General features: G+C 42.1%; 17 protein-coding genes. 7 read left to right on the top strand and 10 right to left on the bottom strand.

Going from position 1 to position 18,419, the window contains the following annotated elements:
• Positions 1-489 precede the first annotated feature (489 nt).
• A complete protein-coding gene (locus tag ACFQ1X_RS12100; protein WP_379082727.1) occupies positions 490-816 on the top strand; it encodes a ribosomal-processing cysteine protease Prp in 327 nt (108 codons plus the stop codon).
• 605 nt (positions 817-1,421) lie between these two features.
• Here the strand turns inward: ACFQ1X_RS12100 and ACFQ1X_RS12105 are convergent.
• The 3 genes from ACFQ1X_RS12105 to ACFQ1X_RS12115 all read right to left on the bottom strand — a co-directional run bounded on the left by ACFQ1X_RS12105 (position 1,422) and on the right by ACFQ1X_RS12115 (position 3,989).
• Positions 1,422-1,724 carry a hypothetical protein gene (locus ACFQ1X_RS12105; RefSeq protein WP_144839342.1) on the bottom strand — a complete coding sequence of 101 codons (303 nt, stop codon included), beginning with the start codon at positions 1,722-1,724 and terminating at the stop codon, positions 1,422-1,424.
• Positions 1,724-1,951 carry a helix-turn-helix transcriptional regulator gene (locus tag ACFQ1X_RS12110; RefSeq protein ID WP_144839340.1) on the bottom strand — a complete coding sequence of 76 codons (228 nt, stop codon included), beginning with the start codon at positions 1,949-1,951 and terminating at the stop codon, positions 1,724-1,726. Before ACFQ1X_RS12110 ends, ACFQ1X_RS12105 begins: the two co-directional genes overlap by 1 nt.
• A gap of 853 nt (positions 1,952-2,804) precedes the next feature.
• Complete coding sequence (locus tag ACFQ1X_RS12115) at positions 2,805-3,989, bottom strand: MDR family MFS transporter (protein ID WP_144839338.1); 1,185 nt, start codon at positions 3,987-3,989, stop codon at positions 2,805-2,807.
• A 114-nt stretch (positions 3,990-4,103) separates the two neighbouring features.
• On the opposite strand from ACFQ1X_RS12115, the gene ACFQ1X_RS12120 reads away from it, so the two are divergent.
• Together ACFQ1X_RS12120 and ACFQ1X_RS12125 are read left to right on the top strand one after the other, a co-directional pair.
• Positions 4,104-4,634: a CGNR zinc finger domain-containing protein gene (locus ACFQ1X_RS12120; protein WP_144839336.1), complete on the top strand. Its 531-nt coding sequence runs from the start codon at positions 4,104-4,106 to the stop codon at positions 4,632-4,634.
• Between the two features lie 336 nt (positions 4,635-4,970).
• Positions 4,971-5,852, top strand: coding sequence for a helix-turn-helix domain-containing protein (locus tag ACFQ1X_RS12125; protein ID WP_144839334.1), 882 nt, complete (start codon positions 4,971-4,973; stop codon positions 5,850-5,852).
• Positions 5,853-6,260: 408 nt separating this feature from the next.
• Here ACFQ1X_RS12125 and ACFQ1X_RS12130 read toward each other — a convergent pair whose 3' ends face one another.
• Complete coding sequence (locus ACFQ1X_RS12130; RefSeq protein ID WP_144839331.1) at positions 6,261-7,907, bottom strand: ABC transporter substrate-binding protein; 1,647 nt, start codon at positions 7,905-7,907, stop codon at positions 6,261-6,263.
• A gap of 136 nt (positions 7,908-8,043) precedes the next feature.
• On the opposite strand from ACFQ1X_RS12130, the gene pyrH reads away from it, so the two are divergent.
• Positions 8,044-8,787, top strand: a complete 744-nt coding sequence (pyrH, locus tag ACFQ1X_RS12135) for a UMP kinase (protein ID WP_144839329.1) — start codon at positions 8,044-8,046, stop codon at positions 8,785-8,787.
• Positions 8,788-9,044: 257 nt separating this feature from the next.
• On the opposite strand, the gene ACFQ1X_RS12140 is transcribed toward pyrH, so the two are convergent.
• The 6 genes from ACFQ1X_RS12140 to ACFQ1X_RS12165 all read right to left on the bottom strand — a co-directional run bounded on the left by ACFQ1X_RS12140 (position 9,045) and on the right by ACFQ1X_RS12165 (position 13,162).
• Positions 9,045-9,536: a universal stress protein gene (locus tag ACFQ1X_RS12140; protein WP_144839327.1), complete on the bottom strand. Its 492-nt coding sequence runs from the start codon at positions 9,534-9,536 to the stop codon at positions 9,045-9,047.
• A gap of 347 nt (positions 9,537-9,883) precedes the next feature.
• Positions 9,884-10,930 carry a hemolysin family protein gene (locus tag ACFQ1X_RS12145; protein ID WP_144839325.1) on the bottom strand — a complete coding sequence of 349 codons (1,047 nt, stop codon included), beginning with the start codon at positions 10,928-10,930 and terminating at the stop codon, positions 9,884-9,886.
• Between the two features lie 62 nt (positions 10,931-10,992).
• Positions 10,993-11,772, bottom strand: a complete 780-nt coding sequence (locus tag ACFQ1X_RS12150; protein WP_144839323.1) for a cytochrome c oxidase assembly protein — start codon at positions 11,770-11,772, stop codon at positions 10,993-10,995.
• Complete coding sequence (locus tag ACFQ1X_RS12155; protein ID WP_144839627.1) at positions 11,765-12,265, bottom strand: DUF2243 domain-containing protein; 501 nt, start codon at positions 12,263-12,265, stop codon at positions 11,765-11,767. The genes ACFQ1X_RS12150 and ACFQ1X_RS12155 overlap by 8 nt, the downstream gene beginning before the upstream one ends.
• A gap of 175 nt (positions 12,266-12,440) precedes the next feature.
• Entirely contained in the window at positions 12,441-12,881 is a 441-nt protein-coding gene (locus ACFQ1X_RS12160) for a YtoQ family protein (protein WP_144839321.1), read from the bottom strand.
• A gap of 59 nt (positions 12,882-12,940) precedes the next feature.
• Positions 12,941-13,162, bottom strand: coding sequence for a transcriptional regulator (locus ACFQ1X_RS12165; protein WP_144839319.1), 222 nt, complete (start codon positions 13,160-13,162; stop codon positions 12,941-12,943).
• A 503-nt stretch (positions 13,163-13,665) separates the two neighbouring features.
• Here ACFQ1X_RS12165 and ACFQ1X_RS12170 point away from each other — a divergent pair.
• From ACFQ1X_RS12170 to ACFQ1X_RS12180, 3 genes are all read left to right on the top strand, one after another.
• Positions 13,666-14,832 carry an exonuclease SbcCD subunit D gene (locus tag ACFQ1X_RS12170; protein WP_144839318.1) on the top strand — a complete coding sequence of 389 codons (1,167 nt, stop codon included), beginning with the start codon at positions 13,666-13,668 and terminating at the stop codon, positions 14,830-14,832.
• Entirely contained in the window at positions 14,829-17,918 is a 3,090-nt protein-coding gene (locus ACFQ1X_RS12175) for an SbcC/MukB-like Walker B domain-containing protein (RefSeq protein WP_144839316.1), read from the top strand. Before ACFQ1X_RS12170 ends, ACFQ1X_RS12175 begins: the two co-directional genes overlap by 4 nt.
• Positions 17,919-18,041: 123 nt before the next feature.
• Positions 18,042-18,257, top strand: a complete 216-nt coding sequence (locus ACFQ1X_RS12180) for a hypothetical protein (RefSeq protein ID WP_144839314.1) — start codon at positions 18,042-18,044, stop codon at positions 18,255-18,257.
• Positions 18,258-18,419 lie beyond the last annotated feature (162 nt).

An 18,419-nucleotide genomic window follows, 5' to 3' on the forward strand; every position in this document is an offset into this window, starting at 1 on the left:
ACTTGTATAATTTGTAAATATAGTAAATTAAATATTTTTTTAAAATACACATAATTCTTAAAAATATTTTTTTTGGAAATAGTTTGACTTTTAAGAATTTACAAGAAAAGAATGCGAATGTAACTTAAGTATAATTAAGTTACATTCAGAACCTCCATTTCATTGACTTGAACAAAAGACGAAGAGAAATTGAAATCGTTAAAAAAATGATACATTCAAAAGACTATTCGATATGGCTTTAGAGTCGGTGTGTAGTGCATATTTTACATATCAATACCTATCAAGAGAAGGAGTTTCATTTGAAGTCTCTTCTCTTTTTTGTTTACAGAAGTGTACTTTTACGAAAGCTTTGAAGAAAATTGAGAAGTAGGATTCCGCAATTTATTTTCCATCGGATTGGTGGTAATCTTTGTTAATATTATACATAAGGTCATTTCATCTAATTTGTTATGAACCTCAAAAAAATTCATCGAAAGTCGGAGATTTGATTTGATACTAGTAGAATTTGTATTTCATAATATAAATATTAAAGGATTTACGGTCGAAGGACACGCCTTATTCTCAAACTACGGCGAGGATATTGTCTGTGCGAGCATTTCAACTTTAACAATCGGAACTATCAACTCCATTATAAGAATATGCAATAAAGAAGTAGAAATAGAGAAAGAGGATGGTTTAATTAAAATGTATTTACCTGATACACTTGAAACTAGTGTAGAAGCTCAAACACTACTAAAATCAATGTTGTATAATCTACAAGATATTGAAGAGCAATATCCAGAAAATGTTTCTATCAAAAAATCTACTTTTAGTTAAGAAACAATTAGTAGAATTTTATAATAAACTAAAAAAATAAAGGATATAATTTTCGTTAATCGTATAAGATACTGTGGAACGAATCAATTTAATCATTCAGGCGATTCAAGCGCAGCGAAAGGTATTAAACGGAAAGGTTTTCAAGAAGTGAAAATCAAGTTGGTGGAACAGTTCGCGAAAAAATCAAAGCGAGAAGATAAGGATGTAGCGTTTGCATCGTAATCCCTTAGTCAATGTATTGAAACCAACGTACTTGTCTCTACTTTAAGTGATAGTCTTGAAAGGCTTTGGTTTAATAAGGATATAAGTTGTCTTATTTAAGCTTCATATGAAGGATCCATCCGTTTCTAATTTGAGGTTTACATATCATGAGTCTATCGGAAGTAAAAGCGAATGCTTATCTTGGCAAGCGTTCATGGAACATGGAAAACCGCAGACAAGCTAAACTTCCAGACTATGTTTTTAAAAATAAATGCATATAAAAATGGGCTTGGAAATGTATCTCCAAGCCCATTCTATTTTGATGTCCGCTTTTTACTAAAGCACCTTTTTACTTCAACAAGGTAAATAAAATTTATTCACATTCACACCCTATTATTGAGACATCAAAAGAACTTTTTTAAACTAAATAGAATAATTGCATGAATAATATTTGTCCCAGACAATAAAAACAACATAGCTATTTTATAGTCCCCTAAAGAAAAGGGATTCATATATTCATCTGTTAATGTAATAAACAACCAACCAAAAATAATTATCGGATAAGCAAATGCGTATGAAGTATTTAATATCCCTTTACCTCGTTCATCCTTACTTTCCTTTCCAAATTGAAATTTTAAACTATAAAAAACAGATGCCATAAAAATCAAGAAATATACTAAAATACTTGTTTCCATTAAGACAGACATTATAAGTCCTCCTTTATTTTTTCATATTGAAAAACTTCATCAACTCTTACGTTAAATACATTAGCTATATCAAACCCCAAAATTAATGATGGCGTGTAATTTCCTTTTTCTGTGGAAATAATAGTTTGCCTACTAACGCCAACCTTTTCAGCTAATTCCTTTTGCGTCATTTTTTTTTCAGCCCTTAAAATGCGTATGCGATTTGATAAAACCTTATTTTCACTCACTATGTCCTCCTCCTTAGTTAACCTTACTTGACTTATAGTAAAGTAAAGTTAACTATAAGTAAAGTTAACTTTACGTTTTAATATATTTAAAAACCACCGATTTATTGGTGGCTCTATTTAACCTTTTAACATGCTGGTCCGGTTGTTGAGCAAATGTTTCCCGATTTACTACCTGTATTTTATGGATTCCACTCATTTTTTCTCTTAGAATTTACTGAAGCGAAGTTTGAGGAATTCAAGCAACTTATTCATTTATATGCGATACCCTTTTTACTAGAATTTTCTCCTTTCGCAAAGGATATTATTCTGGAGCTAGTAGACCGTTCACTTGAACAGATTCATGCTCAAAACTATGAGGCTGTGTTTTAGCAGGAAAAACTCCAAAAAAGATACCCAGCCGGAAAAAAACAGCGTTGTTAAAGGGCGTTCATCGCGTCGAAGGATTTCGATTGTACAGTGAAGGCTATTATGGGAAGGGATACGAATTGTAAATAAACTACTGGTGGAAGGAGAAGCAAATGCATACTCCAGATTTTTGGGGAACTGAAATGGCAAAGTGAATCGTTGATCGTTGTTAAACCCCATATAGTGGTTGGCAGGCCCCCATATTGATCACGTCAGAAAGTTAAATGAAGTTAATAATGTTAGAGAAAAAGATACATTCAAAAGGGTTTACTCTAAAGTTTCAAACCACAAGCTTAGTTATAATTTTGATTTACATATGAGGAATTATCGGTAGGGAAGAGACTTTATAGAAAGTCTCTTCCTTTTTTCATTCATATAAGTGTACTTTTACGAACGGTTTGAAAAGGGATGCTGCGCAAGAGATCTATTATGCAACGGCACCTATATTTTAGGATTGGTGCTGAAAGTGTTCCGACAGTTCCTTTGTTCGTTCGAGCACCTTGAGTCTGCCAACCAAAATAGAACCAACTAGTCCGATGATAAAGAATATTGTCCATGGCCAAAAGGTCGTCGAAGAATCATTTATAAAATAAGCCCCTGTGTAATTGCCCAACGTAGCACCTAATGCAAACGAAAGCTCAAAGAAACCATAGTATATTCCAGGAGAATTTCCGTTTGTAAACTCCGAAATGGCAATATCGGAAGACGGCAATACAAGCGTTTCCCCGATTGTGAATACGACAATGCACACAAGAAGCCAGTAAGGGGAGCTGCTAAAGCTGATGAAAAGAAATGAACTTGCCATTACAAGCATTCCTACCTTTATCAATCGGAAAGAATGAACGGAGAGAAAAAGTTTCCGGAACAGCAACATAAGCAAAAGACCCGATAAAGCGTTTACGGTAATCGTCAAGGCGACAAGACTTTCACTTTTTGAAATAACGAACATATGTAAGGGGATAGCTACGGTTAATTGCGCAAACATAAACCAGAAGAAAATCATTGAGAAACAGTAATATAAATAAGACTTGTTTGAAAATAACTGGCTAAGATCCGACCGAATCGACCGTTGAATTAGATTAGGCGTGCGTTTTTCCTGGATCATGGACAATTGGATGAAGAAGAGAAAGAAAAAAACCAAGCCGCTGATCAGAAAAGGGTACCGAGGATCGAACAATAAGAGTAATCCGCCAAGCAAGGGACCGACAATTGCCCCGCCATTTAAGGCGAAGTTGAGATAGGTAAAGGCTTCTTTCCGTTTCTTTTCATGTGGTTCTGACGAGAAAAAGGCCAACGCGGAAGGTTCGTAGCAAGCCGTACCTATCCCTACTAAAAGGGCTGCGATAGCTGTCCAGAAAAAGGACGGTGCAAATGCCAACAGGATAAACCCTGTTCCTCTCGTTACTAATCCCACGCCCATCAGTTTCTTATAACCATATTTATCACCTAAGATGCCTGTGAGCAACGGAAGCCCTCTTGAAGATAAAATCATGATAGACAATATTGTCCCGGTCTGAGCTGCCGAGTAATGCAACGTATTGGATAGGTAAACAGCCAAAAATGAAATAACGGCGAATCCGGCCAAATTCATTAAAAAAGCTGATAATAATAAAATGGATAACGAAGTTCTCATTAGGTGCACGCCCCTCTTGTAACCATCTAAAATTTTAGAAGGTTACTTAATTATTGTCATCATATGCTATACTGGAAAGAAAAGCAACCAGTAAAATGAATAGGTGGTTACAATATGGAGACAGCTGAACGCGTGGTGTCCTTCTTAAATACATGGGAAATACCGAATAAAGAACGAACGCCAAAGGAGCATTTAGAGAAAACCACAGATCTCGCCCACTTTATGAACGCAGTTTATCCGGATCGACAAAGCGACGATTTATTGGAAGAGATTCTAAATTTCCGAACGGGACTCAGAAGCGCAATCGAAGTAAGTAAAAAGGAGGAAATCAATACCTGGATAAGCGAAAGGGACCTTGATTTCACCATCAAAGAAAATGGGGAGGGGGCGGCTGCTGAAGTAAGGTTTTACTCCAAAACCGATAGCTTAATCAATCAGGTGCTAGTTGATGTTTTACAACTGATTCAAGCCAAATCATTCCATAGGATCAAGATTTGTCCGGACTGTAAATGGGCATTTTTTGACCAGTCAAAAAGCGCGACCAAAAAATGGTGCAGCATGAATGCGAAGAGTCCACACGGAAGAGCGTGCGGAACGATTTCAAAAGTGAAGAAGTACAGGGAGAAAAAAAAGGAAGAATTATAGCAGGCATTGAATCTTCTAGATGCATATCTGAACAGATCGAAGCAAAATCTGAGCAACTTGTTAGTTAGTTGCTCAGTTTTTCTTTTTTGTTCGCAGAAGTGTACTTTTACGAACGGTTTTTTTTCTATCGTAATGTTTTACAGGAATCAAAAACAGCTTTATGTCATTGAGTGATATGCTTGAGGTAAATAAGGGAGAAACCTTCCAGTTCTTAATGAATCGCTTGTAATTAGATCAAAGAAATTTAAATAGATCAATCAAAGGATTTATAATGTTAGCAAGAACAATCAAAAAAATGCCTATTGTATGCGATATGATGATTTTGAGGTGAACAGAATGCAGTATAGTGAAGTTACACAGAAAACCATTTCCTATATTGAAGGTAACTTGACGGAAGAAATTCAACTCAATACGTTCCCGGCTGTGATTGGTTATTCAAAGTTCCATTTACTTCGTATTTTTAAGGAAGAGACGGGTAAGTCGATTGGTGAATACATTCGTCTGCGTCGATTGACGATGGCTGCAATACTTCTATTACATAGCGACGAAACGATATTGACGATTGCTTTTCTATTTCATTTTCAATCCCAGGAGGCATTTACCAGATCTTTTAAGGAAGTATACGCCGTACCGCCGGGAAAATACCGAAAACTGATGAAGATTGTAAAAATGAGTGAGGAGGAGAAAAAGATGAATACAAGTGAACAGATTAAAGGTTGGAGTTTAAGTGGGTCTAATCCGGAATTATATGGACTAGTTCCAGATTCAACTGTCTGCCATACAGGAACACAATCAGGATTGCTATATGCAAAGGGAGATGCAAATGAACAGCAATTCGCTACAATGATGCAAGGATTCCAAGCCCATGAGTATAAAGGGGAGCGATTGAAGCTGTCATGCTTCCTAAAAACAGAAGATGCGAGTAAATGCGGAGCTTGGCTTCGGATTGATAATGGTAATGGTGACACAGTCCAGTTCGATAATATGGATAATCGATCCATTCAAGGGACGACAGACTGGAACCATTACTCACTGGTTTTAGATGTACCAGAAGATAGTGCTTCTATCCATTTCGGTGTCCTACTGATCGGGAAGGGGAAAGTTTGGGCGGATGGCTTCCGTTTTGAAGTCGTGACGGACAAAGTTCCTACAACGAACATGCTTTCAGAGGAAAATCTTCCGGCACAGCCGACCAATTTAGATTTCAGTAGTAACTGATGTTTCTACTTATTGAAATTATTTTTGGGTCCCTTTTGGAGTTATATTCTTCACTAAATTTGGGGTCGAAAGATTCAGACGTAAAAAGAAAGAAAAAAATAAGGAAATAGCAGCCCTAAGTTTTGAGTAGTTGCGAAAACATTAAACGATTGTTGTAACTCATATAAATTTGGATGAAAGTGTACGAGAGATAAATTTAAAGGAGGGGTCTTTGTAGGAATTTTTAAAAAATGAACTTAACTTGATTTTGAAGAAGTTACAGCCCAGATATTGTATATAGATTTTCCTGATTAATATTTTCGCCATTTGGTTTACATATCATGAGTTTATCGGAAGCACTTAATTTAATGCATGAACAGTAATGTAGGTATCTTCTATCTTTCACAAAGATAGAAGATACCTACATTTTTAATACTTAGGCTTAATCCATAGCGTCGAGTAATCGGCATAGCCGTAATTCTTTGTTCTGATTCCCATCAGTTCAGGTGGATAAGCAATTTTACGTTGGTTGAAATATAAAGGAATCAGCCAGGAATTCGAAATGACTTCTCTTTCAATCTCTAAATGCAGTGGAAGCCAACTTTCTACAGGTGTCTCAGCGTATGATGATAAAACTTCTGTAACTATTTCATTTTTCTCCATAAGGTCTGAAATCTGTGAATACCCTGCTTTAAAATATTGATAAAAAGAAAGATTTTGGTCAAGAGAGAAGTGTTCTCGACTGATGAATAAATCAGCCTCCAACTCTCTGGTCTTTACACTTACATACTTCTCATGCTCCATCATTATTAAATCTACTGACACCCCGCCAGCTTCTAGTATTTCTTTTAGCCGTTCTGCCAAGCCTAACGTGAAGCGGCTTGTTGCCAAAATCAAGTGTTGATTAAGGGGAGGGAGTGTTGCTTTTTTCACTTTATAGGAAATACTTTCATTCAGTAAAAACCCTCGGTTATTCTCTGTGGAATTTTTTACAATGTCTAGCAATGAATCAATCCCATTTCTCACAAGATAATGGATATATTCTCGCACCTCTTTTTCTTGGATATCAGAATCCCGAAAAAGATTGAAGACTAATGCCCCAAATCCAGATTCACTTGTTATTTTTTGTGGATCACTCACCAGTTCACTTGTATTGGTCCGATAAATTAGTTCTGTGTCGGAATTTACTTTAAGAAAATCGATGGTATCTATAGAAGGACGTTCTCGGTAGTAATCTTCATGAGCCTTTATCCTGGTTAATTTTTTCTCCGAAACTTCTACATAAAATGGACCTGTTCCTATTGTGTTGTCATTTTTCACTTTGTAAATGCTCGCTTGAGTAATACTCAATAGATGCAATAAGTATGAACAAGGAGCATTTAACTCGATTTCTACAACCAATGGATGAGGAGCTAGAACTGAAATAACTTGTGAAGCCATGCCTTGATAGTGTGGATGGTTAAAAAAGGGTGTTAGACAATCCATGACATCAGTACTGTTCAATGTGGATCCATCATGAAATTTTACGTGATTCTTTAAAAATAGAAGGATTTTCCGATTTGAAATTTCCCAAGATTGAACCAGTTCACCTCGAACTTTGCCTTCTTCAGTTACGGTGAAAAGTCGGTTGTATAAATTATCACAAATGTGAACGCTGTTTAAATCGATCGCTTGCAATGGGTGAAAGGTTAAAAAAGGATATTTCATTGGAAAAATAAAGCGATGATTAGAGACAGTCTGATCCCCTAATCTTCTTGAAAATTGTTTCTCTAATCTTTTTCTTGCGGATTCTGACCATTCCCAATCCAGGTATTCAACCATATCTTGTAATGGATTGTCCAAAAACATGGGAATGAGGGTATCCACAAATACTTCTTCTACATTTTCTAACCACTTTATTCTGGTTTTCCTACCTCGTCCTATTCCTGGTTGATAGCTTAACCATTTCTCATCATCCCACCGTTCCAGCCATCGTTTGGTTTGCCTCTTAGACAAGTTAAGGATTTGAGCGATTTCTACTTGTTTAACTTCTCCATCTGGCAAGGCTTGCCATACCTTTAATAAAAGTTGATTCATTTTTCACCTCAAAAGGTGACACTTCTGTTCAGAAGTGTCAGTTTTTATTAAGTCTTGTCATCCTTATAATGAGTATAGCAATTAAATAGAATCGATAGGCGAAATTAATCATGAATATAATTGAAGGGATTTGTTTATGAAAACAATCAAACGAGTACTAATCAAATTAAGTGGTGGTGCATTAGCTAGTAAAGAGGGGGGAAGTTTTGATCACCAGAAACTGGAGCATATAGCCGATGAAATTCTTTCAATAACGAGTATGGAGATTGAAGTGGCACTTGTGATAGGTGGCGGTAATATTTTCCGCGGGGGTTTAGCGGAAAAATGGAACATTGACCGAGTAGAGGCCGATAACATCGGGACATTAGGGACAATCATGAACAGCTTAATGCTGCGAGGAGTCTTGAAAAGTAAAACAGATAAGGAAATCAGGGTCATGACGTCCATACCGGTTCCATCTGTTGCTGAACCATATATTCAGTTGCGAGCGAAACGGCATTTGGAGAAAGGATCTATCGTTATTTTTGGTGGAGGGAATGGGCAGCCGTTCGTAACGACTGATTATCCAAGTGTACAGCGGGCGATTGAGACGGATTGTGATGCTATCTTTGTCGCAAAGCAAGGGGTGGATGGCGTGTTTGATTATGACCCGAATCAGCATGCTAATGCGAAAATGTACCGCACTTTGAACTATGACGATATCTTAAAAGAAAACATCAAAGTCATGGATCAGTCTGCACTTCTCCTGGCAAAAGAATTCGATATAGCAGTCAATATCTTTAACTTTGATAAACAAGGAGAAATGAAGAGAATCGTTGAAGGCAAACAGGTCGGGACTGTAGTTTCAAAAGATTCTACTGAATTTTATGTAACAAGCTAAACAGTTCCTTATTCAAAGGTTAGTTTCCGAAGAATCAATAGAAATTCAGTTATGAAAAAGTCTAGTTAACATATGATATGTTATCGGAAGCAGCAATAATACAGAATGAAAAACAAAGCTGAGCACTCTATATCTAAAAGCTTCGGTTTAATTGACTCACAACAATCAAAATTAAGAAGAACCAGAAAAGCCCAGTCCGACTGAAGCAAAGCGGACTGGGCTTTCTGTGGAATTTTGGCAGTAACTTGAAAACTTCATCACATGGGCTCTGGGTGGGCACCACTTTCGTTATCTTCATTGATCATGTCGAGATCTCTGCGGACAACCAACACATCACAAGGGCTGTTGCTTACAATATGTTGAGATACGCTGCCCATGAGGAATTTTTGAAAAGCATTCAGACCTTGGGCGCCACAAATGATCAAGTCGGTATCCAGCTTTTTGGCATAGTCATGGGCGATGACCTTTTTAGGCAAACCGGGAACGACAAATACATTTACCTCCGAGGGGCCGCCTGTTTGCGCTTCCTCTTTGTATTTTTCAAGAATCTTTTTCCCATCCGCAAAAATTGCATCATCATCAGCCGGTACGCGTTTGGTCATGGCTGTATAGGAACGGGTATCCACTACATGGATTAAATTCAGCGCGGCTTTATTTCGTTTGGCGATTTCAATCGATTTTTTAAATGCCCACTGCGCTTCTTTTGAACCGTCAATCGCCACCAGAATCTGTTTGTATTCCAAAGTCATTCTTATTCCTCCTCAGATTTTAATCGTATATTAAAGAAGTACTTCTGCAAAACAGTAGAAATACCTTTTTTATATCTGAATATTCAAATAATTTATTTTAGGAGGAAATATTTGCCGATGATTTCGTTTGTTAAAATGATTCGATAAGAATCATATTTTGATCTTACAGGCTTCTTTTTCATATATCGCTGTCGGAAGGGCAGTTCCTCTCAGGCGGGCGATTTCTGCCTGTACCCGCATAATGAGGAAACAGGTATCCCGATGATCAATTCTCTGTGAGGACAGAAAGTTCGATTGAACAAGCAGAAACACTCTAATTATCATTCATTAAGAAAAACGAAAATCTTTTATTCTGTTCCATACTCACTTTTAATCTCACCGACCAGCTCTTCAATCAGGTCCTCCAGCGTTATCAGACCCGATGTGCCGCCAAACTCATCCAGAACGATTGCCAAGTGGATATTCATATCTTGCATTTCCAGAAAGATTTTATCTATCTTTTCCTTCTCAAAAACAAAATGCGGTTTCCGGATGATGTCATGGATATTGAAGTTTTCTGGTTTTTCATCTTCCCTGTAACGGAACAAATCCTTTATATTCAAAGTGCCGATAATATGATCTGCATCCTCTTTATAGATAGGGAATTTCGAGAAAGGATGCTCTTTTACAATTCGGATGATCTCTTCCGGACTCTGGGCAGTGGAAATGGCAACCATATCCGTGCGGTGGACCATAATTTCTTTTGCATATTTATCATTGAACTCAAAAACTTTCGTAATGATGAATTGCTCCATTTTTTTGATGGTGCCTTTTTCTTTCCCAAGATCCAGTATCAACCGGATTTCTTCTTCGGCTTCGTCAGGGTCTTCTTTATTTGGATCGATCCCGAAGATGCGGATAACGGCATTGGTGGATACGGATAATAGTTTGACAAGAGGGCTCGTGATCTTTGCCAGAAAACGCAACGGCTGAATCATCATCATGGAAATCGCTTCCGCTTTTTGCAGCGCGAGTCGCTTAGGAACGAGTTCACCGAAAACAAGTGTGAAGTACGAAAGGATAATAGTGACCACCACAAGGGAAGTTACGTGGACTACATCTGCTGAAATCGGTATCGCTGTTTGTTGCACATAAAGAGAGAGTTCATCGGCAAAACTGTCTGCAGCAAAAGCGCTGGCCAGGAATCCGGCAAAGGTGATGCCGATTTGAATGGTCGCTAAAAACTGGCTGGGTTCCGATAGCATCTCGCTGATCAGCCGGGCTTTTTTATGGCCTTCGTCGGCCATTCTATTTATCTTGCGGTCATTTAAGGAAATCAAAGCAATTTCAGACGCAGCAAAAAGAGCATTGAGCAAAATTAAGAATAGCAATATCCCGAGTTCTAATCCCATCATCCATACACCTCAATTTTTTATTCGCGGCGGACTATCGAAGAAGGGTGGAGAGTGTAAAAGTTTCAAGCTGCGGGTATACGGCGCGGAGCTGTCGATTTGTACCAGTGATAACACAGTAAGAAAATCAGAAATGCATCGATCACATCACCGCCGTAATACATCAGCATGCTGCCCGTTTCACCTTCAGCTCGCGAAACACCTTCCGGAGGATTCACGTAAAGCATCTTCGCCAGGATCTTGTGCGCCGCCAAAGCAAGTATCAGCACAACGGAACGATATAAATAGCTGTGGCGATGCGGGGTCACATCGAAGTAAACAATGGAAATCGTAAATAGATAGCCGGCCAGGAAGATGTGCAGGTGAATCAATGCATAAAGAAGAGGTGACTCGTGCATCAAATGAAATAGATCCGTCATATAAAGTACGTACAATCCGCCGATATTGAGCGTGGCTGCTGTTGTCGGATTGCTCAAAAAACGGAGAGGCCAGCTTTTCAGCAAAGCAGTCATCTTTCTGGCAGCAGATATGCTCACTGTCCTCAACAATAATGTCATCGGACATGAAATAGCGATCAGGAGTGGCGCGAGCATGCCGAGAAGAAGGTGGATCGCCATGTGCATCCGGAAATCCACATGGGCCTGTTCCGCCAGCGGACCAGTAATGGCTGCTGCTGCGCTGATTGCGCCGAGGCACCAAAATACGATTCGGTACAGCGGCCAATCGCTGTATTTTTGATTGCTTCGGAAAACAGCAGCGATATAGGGAGCAACGGCCAGAAATACCACGAACAGAAAAAACGGCAGGAATTCGCCTGCATTCTGTACAGAGGGATGCTCATGCATGGCTGTTGCCCGCTTTCTTTTGCTTACGGGTCTGCGACAAGATGAACAGACCAATCAATATAAGAATCACAGCGCCGATGTTCCAAGCCAAATCGTAAGGCAGCAGATCGACGCCGTATCTGATCTGGTGAAGATTTAATACTTTATGGTTAATTAACCCGTCAAAAAGCTGGAACATGCCGGCTCCCAAAAAGACAGCACCAATCCATCTTTTTGGCCAGAACGCATTTCTCCTGCGAAGGTCGGCAACCAGGAAAAGTGAGAATATCGCTGCAAACCAGGCGAAGGAATTCAATAAGCCATCGGAGAAAATTCCGATGCTGGTTGTCGACAGATCATAAAAATGATGCCATTGCAATAATTGGTGAAACACCACTTCATCAATAAAAGCCATCAAGCCGATACCGAATAAAATTCCAGTCCAAAAATTCCGCCGGCTGTATAAAACCTGGTTGCCCGTATTCCCGAAGGATGACGAGCTTGGGGGATTCATCGTCATCGAATTCTCCTTTCTCGCAATAGGGATTCCTCTTTGATGGAATATTTAACTACCTATACCCGATTTGCACCAGTCCAAGCCATCATTGAAGAGTATCGACTCAAATAAAAATGGAGAAAAGAAGCTCGGGCAAGAGCAACTTTTCTCCATTTTAAATTTCTTGGATATCTTATTCGAAAATATAGGACAAGGCTTTGATCGCCTGGTCGCACGTTTCCACCGTCGCATTCGCTTTAGCGGACAGTTCTTTCAGCGGATGATGCAGCTTTTCCGGACGGATGATGATGACCGGTTTGCCGACTGCAAGTGCCGCACTGGCATCCATCGCTGTATTCCACTGCTTGTATTGTTCGCCGAATAAGGCGATGACCAGATCGGCCTTATGCATCAGCACACTCGTCCGTAAATTATTGAAGCTTGAAGCGGCGGCGTCCTTGTATACCGCACCCGGCTGTTCGCCGAGAATCTCTTCGCCGATACTGTCTGAACGGTCATGATTTTCCATCGGTCCGACAAAATCGACCGGCAAATCAAGTGCCAGGGATTTCTTTTTAATTTCGTCGCGCCACGTACTGTGAATTTCTCCTGCAAGATAAACGGTCAGTCTCATGATTCACCCTCCAAAACCCATTTCTTCCAGTGTATCATATTTTGAAAAAAGGTTTGGAATCAGACAATCATGCGCTCTTTTTTGATGACGGGATAGGCTGAAAGCACATTCTCCATTTTGAATGTCCGCTTTTCCTTCCGCAAAAAACAATATGCCTGAAACGACTCGCCGCTCACTTTCAAAATCTTCACCCGGCGTTTGCTGATGCTTCCATCATTCGCCATATACATCATATCGACAAGCTGCTGATGCTTAAAAGCTTTCAGGATCTGTGCTTTCATGTCTATTCCCTCCCTAGGTCTTATAATGGTTTTAAAATCTACTTTCACACAACGCTTCGGCGCTTTGGACAGTGCAAAGATTATGCTCCTGCGCACTGCTCGTCGCAAAGGAGGCGCCGCAAATTCATGGCGCACCTTGCCTCCCGCAATAAGCCGAGAAAATCACTCGTCTTATTGCTTCGCCCCGTCCTTGAGCCGCGCCATCGCTGGGTGATTAACTTTGGTGGATCGACTTTCTAAGATATGGAGCAAAACAGCGAAGACGCCCAGGGGAGCAAGCGAAGTGCTGAGATCCACTCGGACGAAGTGAAACGAGACCGAGTTAGCTCAGCGCGAGCCCCCAGGCAAGCGAAGCTGTTTTGCGGAATATCGAGTAAGGAAATAATAACAAATAGAACGTTTGTTCTTATTATAAATCAAATTACCCTCTAAAACAACTGAATAGAATCGTGTATAATGGAACGAACATATATTCTTTTTGAAACAGGGAGAGGAGCAAAACCATGAAAATTTTTCACACAGCCGACTGGCATTTAGGGAAGCTCATCCAGGGGATTTACATGACAGAAGAACAGCGTTACGCACTGCAGCAATTTATAGATGCCATCAAAACGGAAAAGCCGGATGCGGTGATTATCGCCGGTGATCTTTACGACCGCGCAGTGCCGCCGACAGACGCTGTCAATTTGCTCGATGAATTGCTGGCTAAGATCGTCCTTGAACTCGAGACGCCGGTACTCGCAGTTGCCGGTAACCACGACAGTCCGGGACGCCTGAATTTCGGCAGCCGCCTAATGAAGGACAAGGGAATCCACATCGCGGGCCACGTCCGGAAAGATCCGCAGCCGGTCGTGCTCGCGGATGAACACGGCGAAGTTCATTTCCACCTCGTGCCTTATACCGATCCGTCAATGGTGCGCTATATTTTCGATGACCCGGCAATCCGCACACATGACGATGCATTAGGAGCGATTACCGATGGCATCAAAGCGAAGTGGGATCCGGCAGCGCGCCATGTGTTCGTTGGCCATGCGTTTGTTACTTCATACGGCGAACAGGAAGAAAACACGAGCGACTCGGAGCGTCCGCTGGCGATTGGCGGAGCGGAACATGTCAGCGCCGCACATTTGGAAGATTTTCATTACTCGGCACTCGGGCATTTGCACAAAGCCCATTTTGTGCGGAATGAAACAATCCGTTATGCGGGATCGCCGCTGAAATATTCGATTTCAGAAGAGAATCATCAAAAAGGATATCTTGTGATTGATTTGGATAGTGCTGGAGAAGTGACAGTTGAAAAAAGGTTATTGGAACCGCGCCGCAATATGCGCAGAGTCGAAGGGACGATTGACGACATTCTCCGTCATGAAATCAGCGAGGACTTTGTGTTCGTGACCTTGCTTGACGATGCACCCGTGCTGTTTCCGATGGAGAAAGTCCGTTCCGTCTACCCGAACGCGATGCATGTCGAACGGAAGAATTTCATTCGTGAAAAGACTGATGGCAACGGGCAGTCACGACGTAAAATGGATTCACTTTCTTTATTCCATGCGTTTTATGAAGAAGTGAAGGGCGAAGGAGCGACGGAGGAAACGGCGGCGATTTTCGAAGAAGTGCTGCAGGAGTTCCTGCAGGAAGAGCCTGCTGAGAAGGAAGAGGTGAAAGCATGAGACCTTTAAAACTGAAGCTAACGGCATTCGGACCTTATAAAGAAACGGAAGAAATCGATTTTAATGATCTGCGGGAAAATCGGCTGTTCGTGATTTCGGGCAGCACGGGTTCCGGCAAGACGACGATTTTTGACGGCATTTCGTTTGCACTGTACGGTGCGGCAAGCGGTTCGGACCGCAGTGAAACCCGTAACCTGCGCAGTGATTTTGCGGATGATGCCGTTCATACCTGTGTCGAAATGGAATTTGAGATACATAATCAGATGTACCGGATTCTTCGTCAGATGTCCCACATCAAAAAAGGCAATAAAAGCCCTACAGGAGAACGCTATGAATTTTTCGAAATCCATGAAGACGGCGAAAAGCCGTGTGTCGAACGGCAGATCGTCTCGGAAATCAATCAGCGCGTCGAAGAAATTCTGGGGCTGACACAAAATCAGTTCAGCCAGATTGTTATGCTGCCGCAAGGGGAATTCCGGAAGTTACTGACGTCTGAAACAGATAATAAGGAAGAGATCTTGCGCCGCATCTTCAAAACCGAGCCGTATAAAATGATCAGTGAACGGCTGAAGCAAAAGCGCGACGCGGCAAAAGATGCTTACGGGTTGGAAGAGCAGGTGCTGAACAGCCGCATCCAGGACATCGCCGCGTTACCTGAGCGGGAATCGGAATTATTCGAAGTGCTGGGCAGAGAACAGCGCAATATTCATCAGATCCTGGCGGCACTCCAACTGGAAACGGCATTTTATAAAGAAAAAATTGACGATGACCATATCCGCTACGATGCTTTCTATAATAAGCATAATAAAAAATGGGAAGGCTACCACGAAGCGAAAAAGTGGAACGGCCGTTTTGATGAGAAGTTGGAAAAAGAACAGCGTTACAACGCTGTGACGGAACAGCTGCCGGCCATCGCTGAAAAAGAAAAAGCAGTGCAACAGGCCGAGCGGGCAGGATTTATTGCCAATATCGAGAAGCTTTTCCGGGAACTTCAGGCAAATGAAACCGAAAAACACAAATTACTCCAACTGGCGACAGAAGAAGAACAGCTGGCCGAACGGGCGAAGCAGCAGGCTGAAGAGAAATTTTTGGAACAACAAGCGCGCAGTGGCGAGCGGTCGGCTGCCCAGGATCACGTGATTCGCCTGCAGCATTTATTGCCGCAGGTGCAGGAATTGGCTGCGAAAGAAAAAGAATTGGCCGTTTTAAACAGATCGGCCCAGGAAGCGGACCAGCGTTTTCAAGCGAAAGAAAAGGAACTGGCTGCCCAAAAAGCAGCAAAACAGACAGTTGCCCAAGAAGTGGCTGGTCTGGAACAACAGACGGAAAGCTTTGACAATAAACCCGAAGAACTGCGGGTGGCAGAGAACCGTTTGCGTGTTGCCGGAGATTTGGTGGCCATGCAACTGGAAATGGACAGCCAGAAAAATGAGGCAGCACAGAAAGAAACGGCCTATGCAAATGCATTGGCTGTGTATAAAGAGATCGAAGAGGGCTGGTTTGCTAACCAGGCGCATCTGTTGGCTGAGCAATTGAGCGACGGCGAAGCTTGCCCGGTATGCGGCAGCCATGAACATCCGCTGAAACAGCAGGGGGCGGCGGAGCCGGCTGTTTCCAAAGAGCAGCTCGACCAGGAGAAATCACGTCTGGACACGCTTGACGTCCATTACCGCAATGCGGCCGCCCGCCTTGTTTCGCTGGAAGATCAATGGAAACGAAAACAGGCAGAAGCGGCAGAACAGGGAGTTGCAGAAGGCGATGCCGAGAAAGAAGTTGCTGTCCTGGAGAAGCTGAAAACACAGCTGAAAGAAGACGTCCAGACTTTGCAGAGCTGGAAAGCGCAACTTCGCAAAGCCAAAGTGAAGCTTACGGATTTGGTGAAGAAAACGGAAGAATCAGAGCAAAGCCGTGCGCTCCTGCTGACCGAAATGACTGACAGGAAATCCGCTTTCGAGTCGGCGCAGGCGGTGCTGGCCGAAAAACTGGAGTCGATTCCGGAAGAGCTGCGAGTGCTTGCTGTTTTGGAGCAAGAGATTCGGCAGGCCATCACCAAAAGAGATGGTTTGGAAAGAGCATGGGCCTTAGCGCAGGAGCAATTCCAGGAAGCGAAAGAACGTTTGGCGTCAGCGGCTATGGCCTTGCAGCATTCCAAAACGGCTGCAGATGAAGTGACCGTCAAACGCCAAAAAGCGGAGTTGGAATTCCGGGAAGCACTGGAGAAATCAGAATTCGAAACCGAAGACGCTTATCAACGGGCCAAAATGCGCGACTCCGAATTAGAAGAACTGAAACAGCAAATCACGCGTTTCAACCAGGACCGCCACACGCTCAAACAGCAGATCAGCGAATTGGCTGAACTTCTTGCCGGCCGAAAAAACGAAGATCTGTCCCTGGTGGAAACGGAACTGGAACAATTGAAGACGGATTACGAACAGGCGCTGTCGCAATGGAACCATTCGAAGGAATGCTTTGCAAAAGGCGAAGCATTGATTGTCCAGATTAAAGAGGCTGTGGAAGGCGCGGCCGAAGCAGAAGCACAATTAAACCGTGTGGCGGATCTCCACGACATGATCCGCGGGCAGAACAGCCTGAAAATTTCCTTTGAACGTTACCTGCAGATCGAATATCTCGAACAGATTATCCAAGCAGCCAATGAGCGGCTGAGGAATCTGTCGAACGGCCAATTCTATTTGATACGCAGCGACCGTCAGGAAGCGAGAGGCAAACAAAGCGGCCTCGGCCTTGACGTCTATGATTCTTATACGGGACAGACCCGCGACGTCAAAACTTTGTCGGGTGGCGAAAAATTTAATGCCTCGCTATGCCTGGCACTCGGCATGGCGGACGTCATCCAGAGTTTCCAGGGCAATGTTTCGATCGACACGATGTTCATCGATGAAGGGTTCGGCTCACTCGATGAAGAATCCTTGAACAAATCGATTGAAACGCTGATCGATCTTCAACGGTCTGGCCGCATGATCGGCGTCATCTCGCATGTGCAGGAACTGAAGGCAGCCATACCGGCGATTCTGGAAGTCAGAAAATCGAAGGAAGGTTTCAGCAAAACCAGCTTCCATATAAAATAAGAAAACGTAAAAACCATGACGAAACGTGAATTTGAGTAGTACAGAAAATAAATTCGGGTATACCATATATAAAACAATCCAATATTTTCGCTGACACTTGTTTGATTGAAAGGAGTTCTGGCTATGAATAAATTCAGTTACAGATCCAGATTGCTGTATTTCGGCATGATCGCTTTTTTCAGTCTCGCATTCTTTCTGCTGCAACTCTACTCAATCCTGAATAATGGCGCGGGCACCAGCTCTTATGTCCTGCTGTTTCTCTGGGGATTGATGGTGGCATTCGGTCTGGGGGGCATTTTTTACACGGTGAGAAAAAACAAACAGGAACGCGGACAATAGTCTGCGTTTTTTTATTGTCCAGACTCCAGCGGCCCATCTCTTCGGGTCATAAGCCAGCTCAGCTTTGCGGCAAAGGACGCCGCGCCGCTGATCCGTCTTATGCCTTTCAGAGCTGAACGGGCGCTGTCGCTTTTCTATTGTCCAGACTCCAGCGGCCCATCT

Source organism: Metaplanococcus flavidus (assembly GCF_042675885.1).
Lineage (GTDB): Bacteria > Bacillota > Bacilli > Bacillales_A > Planococcaceae > Planococcus > Planococcus flavidus.

Excerpts from the sequence above, each read along its gene's own strand:
- ACFQ1X_RS12160 (WP_144839321.1), bottom strand. The coding sequence starts at position 12,881 with ATGAGACTGACCGTTTATCTTGCAGGAGAAATTCACAGTACGTGGCGC.
- ACFQ1X_RS12170 (WP_144839318.1), top strand. The coding sequence starts at position 13,666 with ATGAAAATTTTTCACACAGCCGACTGGCATTTAGGGAAGCTCATCCAG.
- ACFQ1X_RS12125 (WP_144839334.1), top strand. The coding sequence starts at position 4,971 with ATGCAGTATAGTGAAGTTACACAGAAAACCATTTCCTATATTGAAGGT.
- ACFQ1X_RS12140 (WP_144839327.1), bottom strand. The coding sequence starts at position 9,536 with ATGACTTTGGAATACAAACAGATTCTGGTGGCGATTGACGGTTCAAAA.
- ACFQ1X_RS12115 (WP_144839338.1), bottom strand. The coding sequence starts at position 3,989 with ATGAGAACTTCGTTATCCATTTTATTATTATCAGCTTTTTTAATGAAT.
- ACFQ1X_RS12145 (WP_144839325.1), bottom strand. The coding sequence starts at position 10,930 with ATGATGGGATTAGAACTCGGGATATTGCTATTCTTAATTTTGCTCAAT.
- ACFQ1X_RS12130 (WP_144839331.1), bottom strand. The coding sequence starts at position 7,907 with ATGAATCAACTTTTATTAAAGGTATGGCAAGCCTTGCCAGATGGAGAA.
- ACFQ1X_RS12175 (WP_144839316.1), top strand. The coding sequence starts at position 14,829 with ATGAGACCTTTAAAACTGAAGCTAACGGCATTCGGACCTTATAAAGAA.
- pyrH (WP_144839329.1), top strand. The coding sequence starts at position 8,044 with ATGAAAACAATCAAACGAGTACTAATCAAATTAAGTGGTGGTGCATTA.
- ACFQ1X_RS12155 (WP_144839627.1), bottom strand. The coding sequence starts at position 12,265 with ATGAATCCCCCAAGCTCGTCATCCTTCGGGAATACGGGCAACCAGGTT.
- ACFQ1X_RS12180 (WP_144839314.1), top strand. The coding sequence starts at position 18,042 with ATGAATAAATTCAGTTACAGATCCAGATTGCTGTATTTCGGCATGATC.
- ACFQ1X_RS12165 (WP_144839319.1), bottom strand. The coding sequence starts at position 13,162 with ATGAAAGCACAGATCCTGAAAGCTTTTAAGCATCAGCAGCTTGTCGAT.
- ACFQ1X_RS12105 (WP_144839342.1), bottom strand. The coding sequence starts at position 1,724 with ATGTCTGTCTTAATGGAAACAAGTATTTTAGTATATTTCTTGATTTTT.
- ACFQ1X_RS12150 (WP_144839323.1), bottom strand. The coding sequence starts at position 11,772 with ATGCATGAGCATCCCTCTGTACAGAATGCAGGCGAATTCCTGCCGTTT.
- ACFQ1X_RS12120 (WP_144839336.1), top strand. The coding sequence starts at position 4,104 with ATGGAGACAGCTGAACGCGTGGTGTCCTTCTTAAATACATGGGAAATA.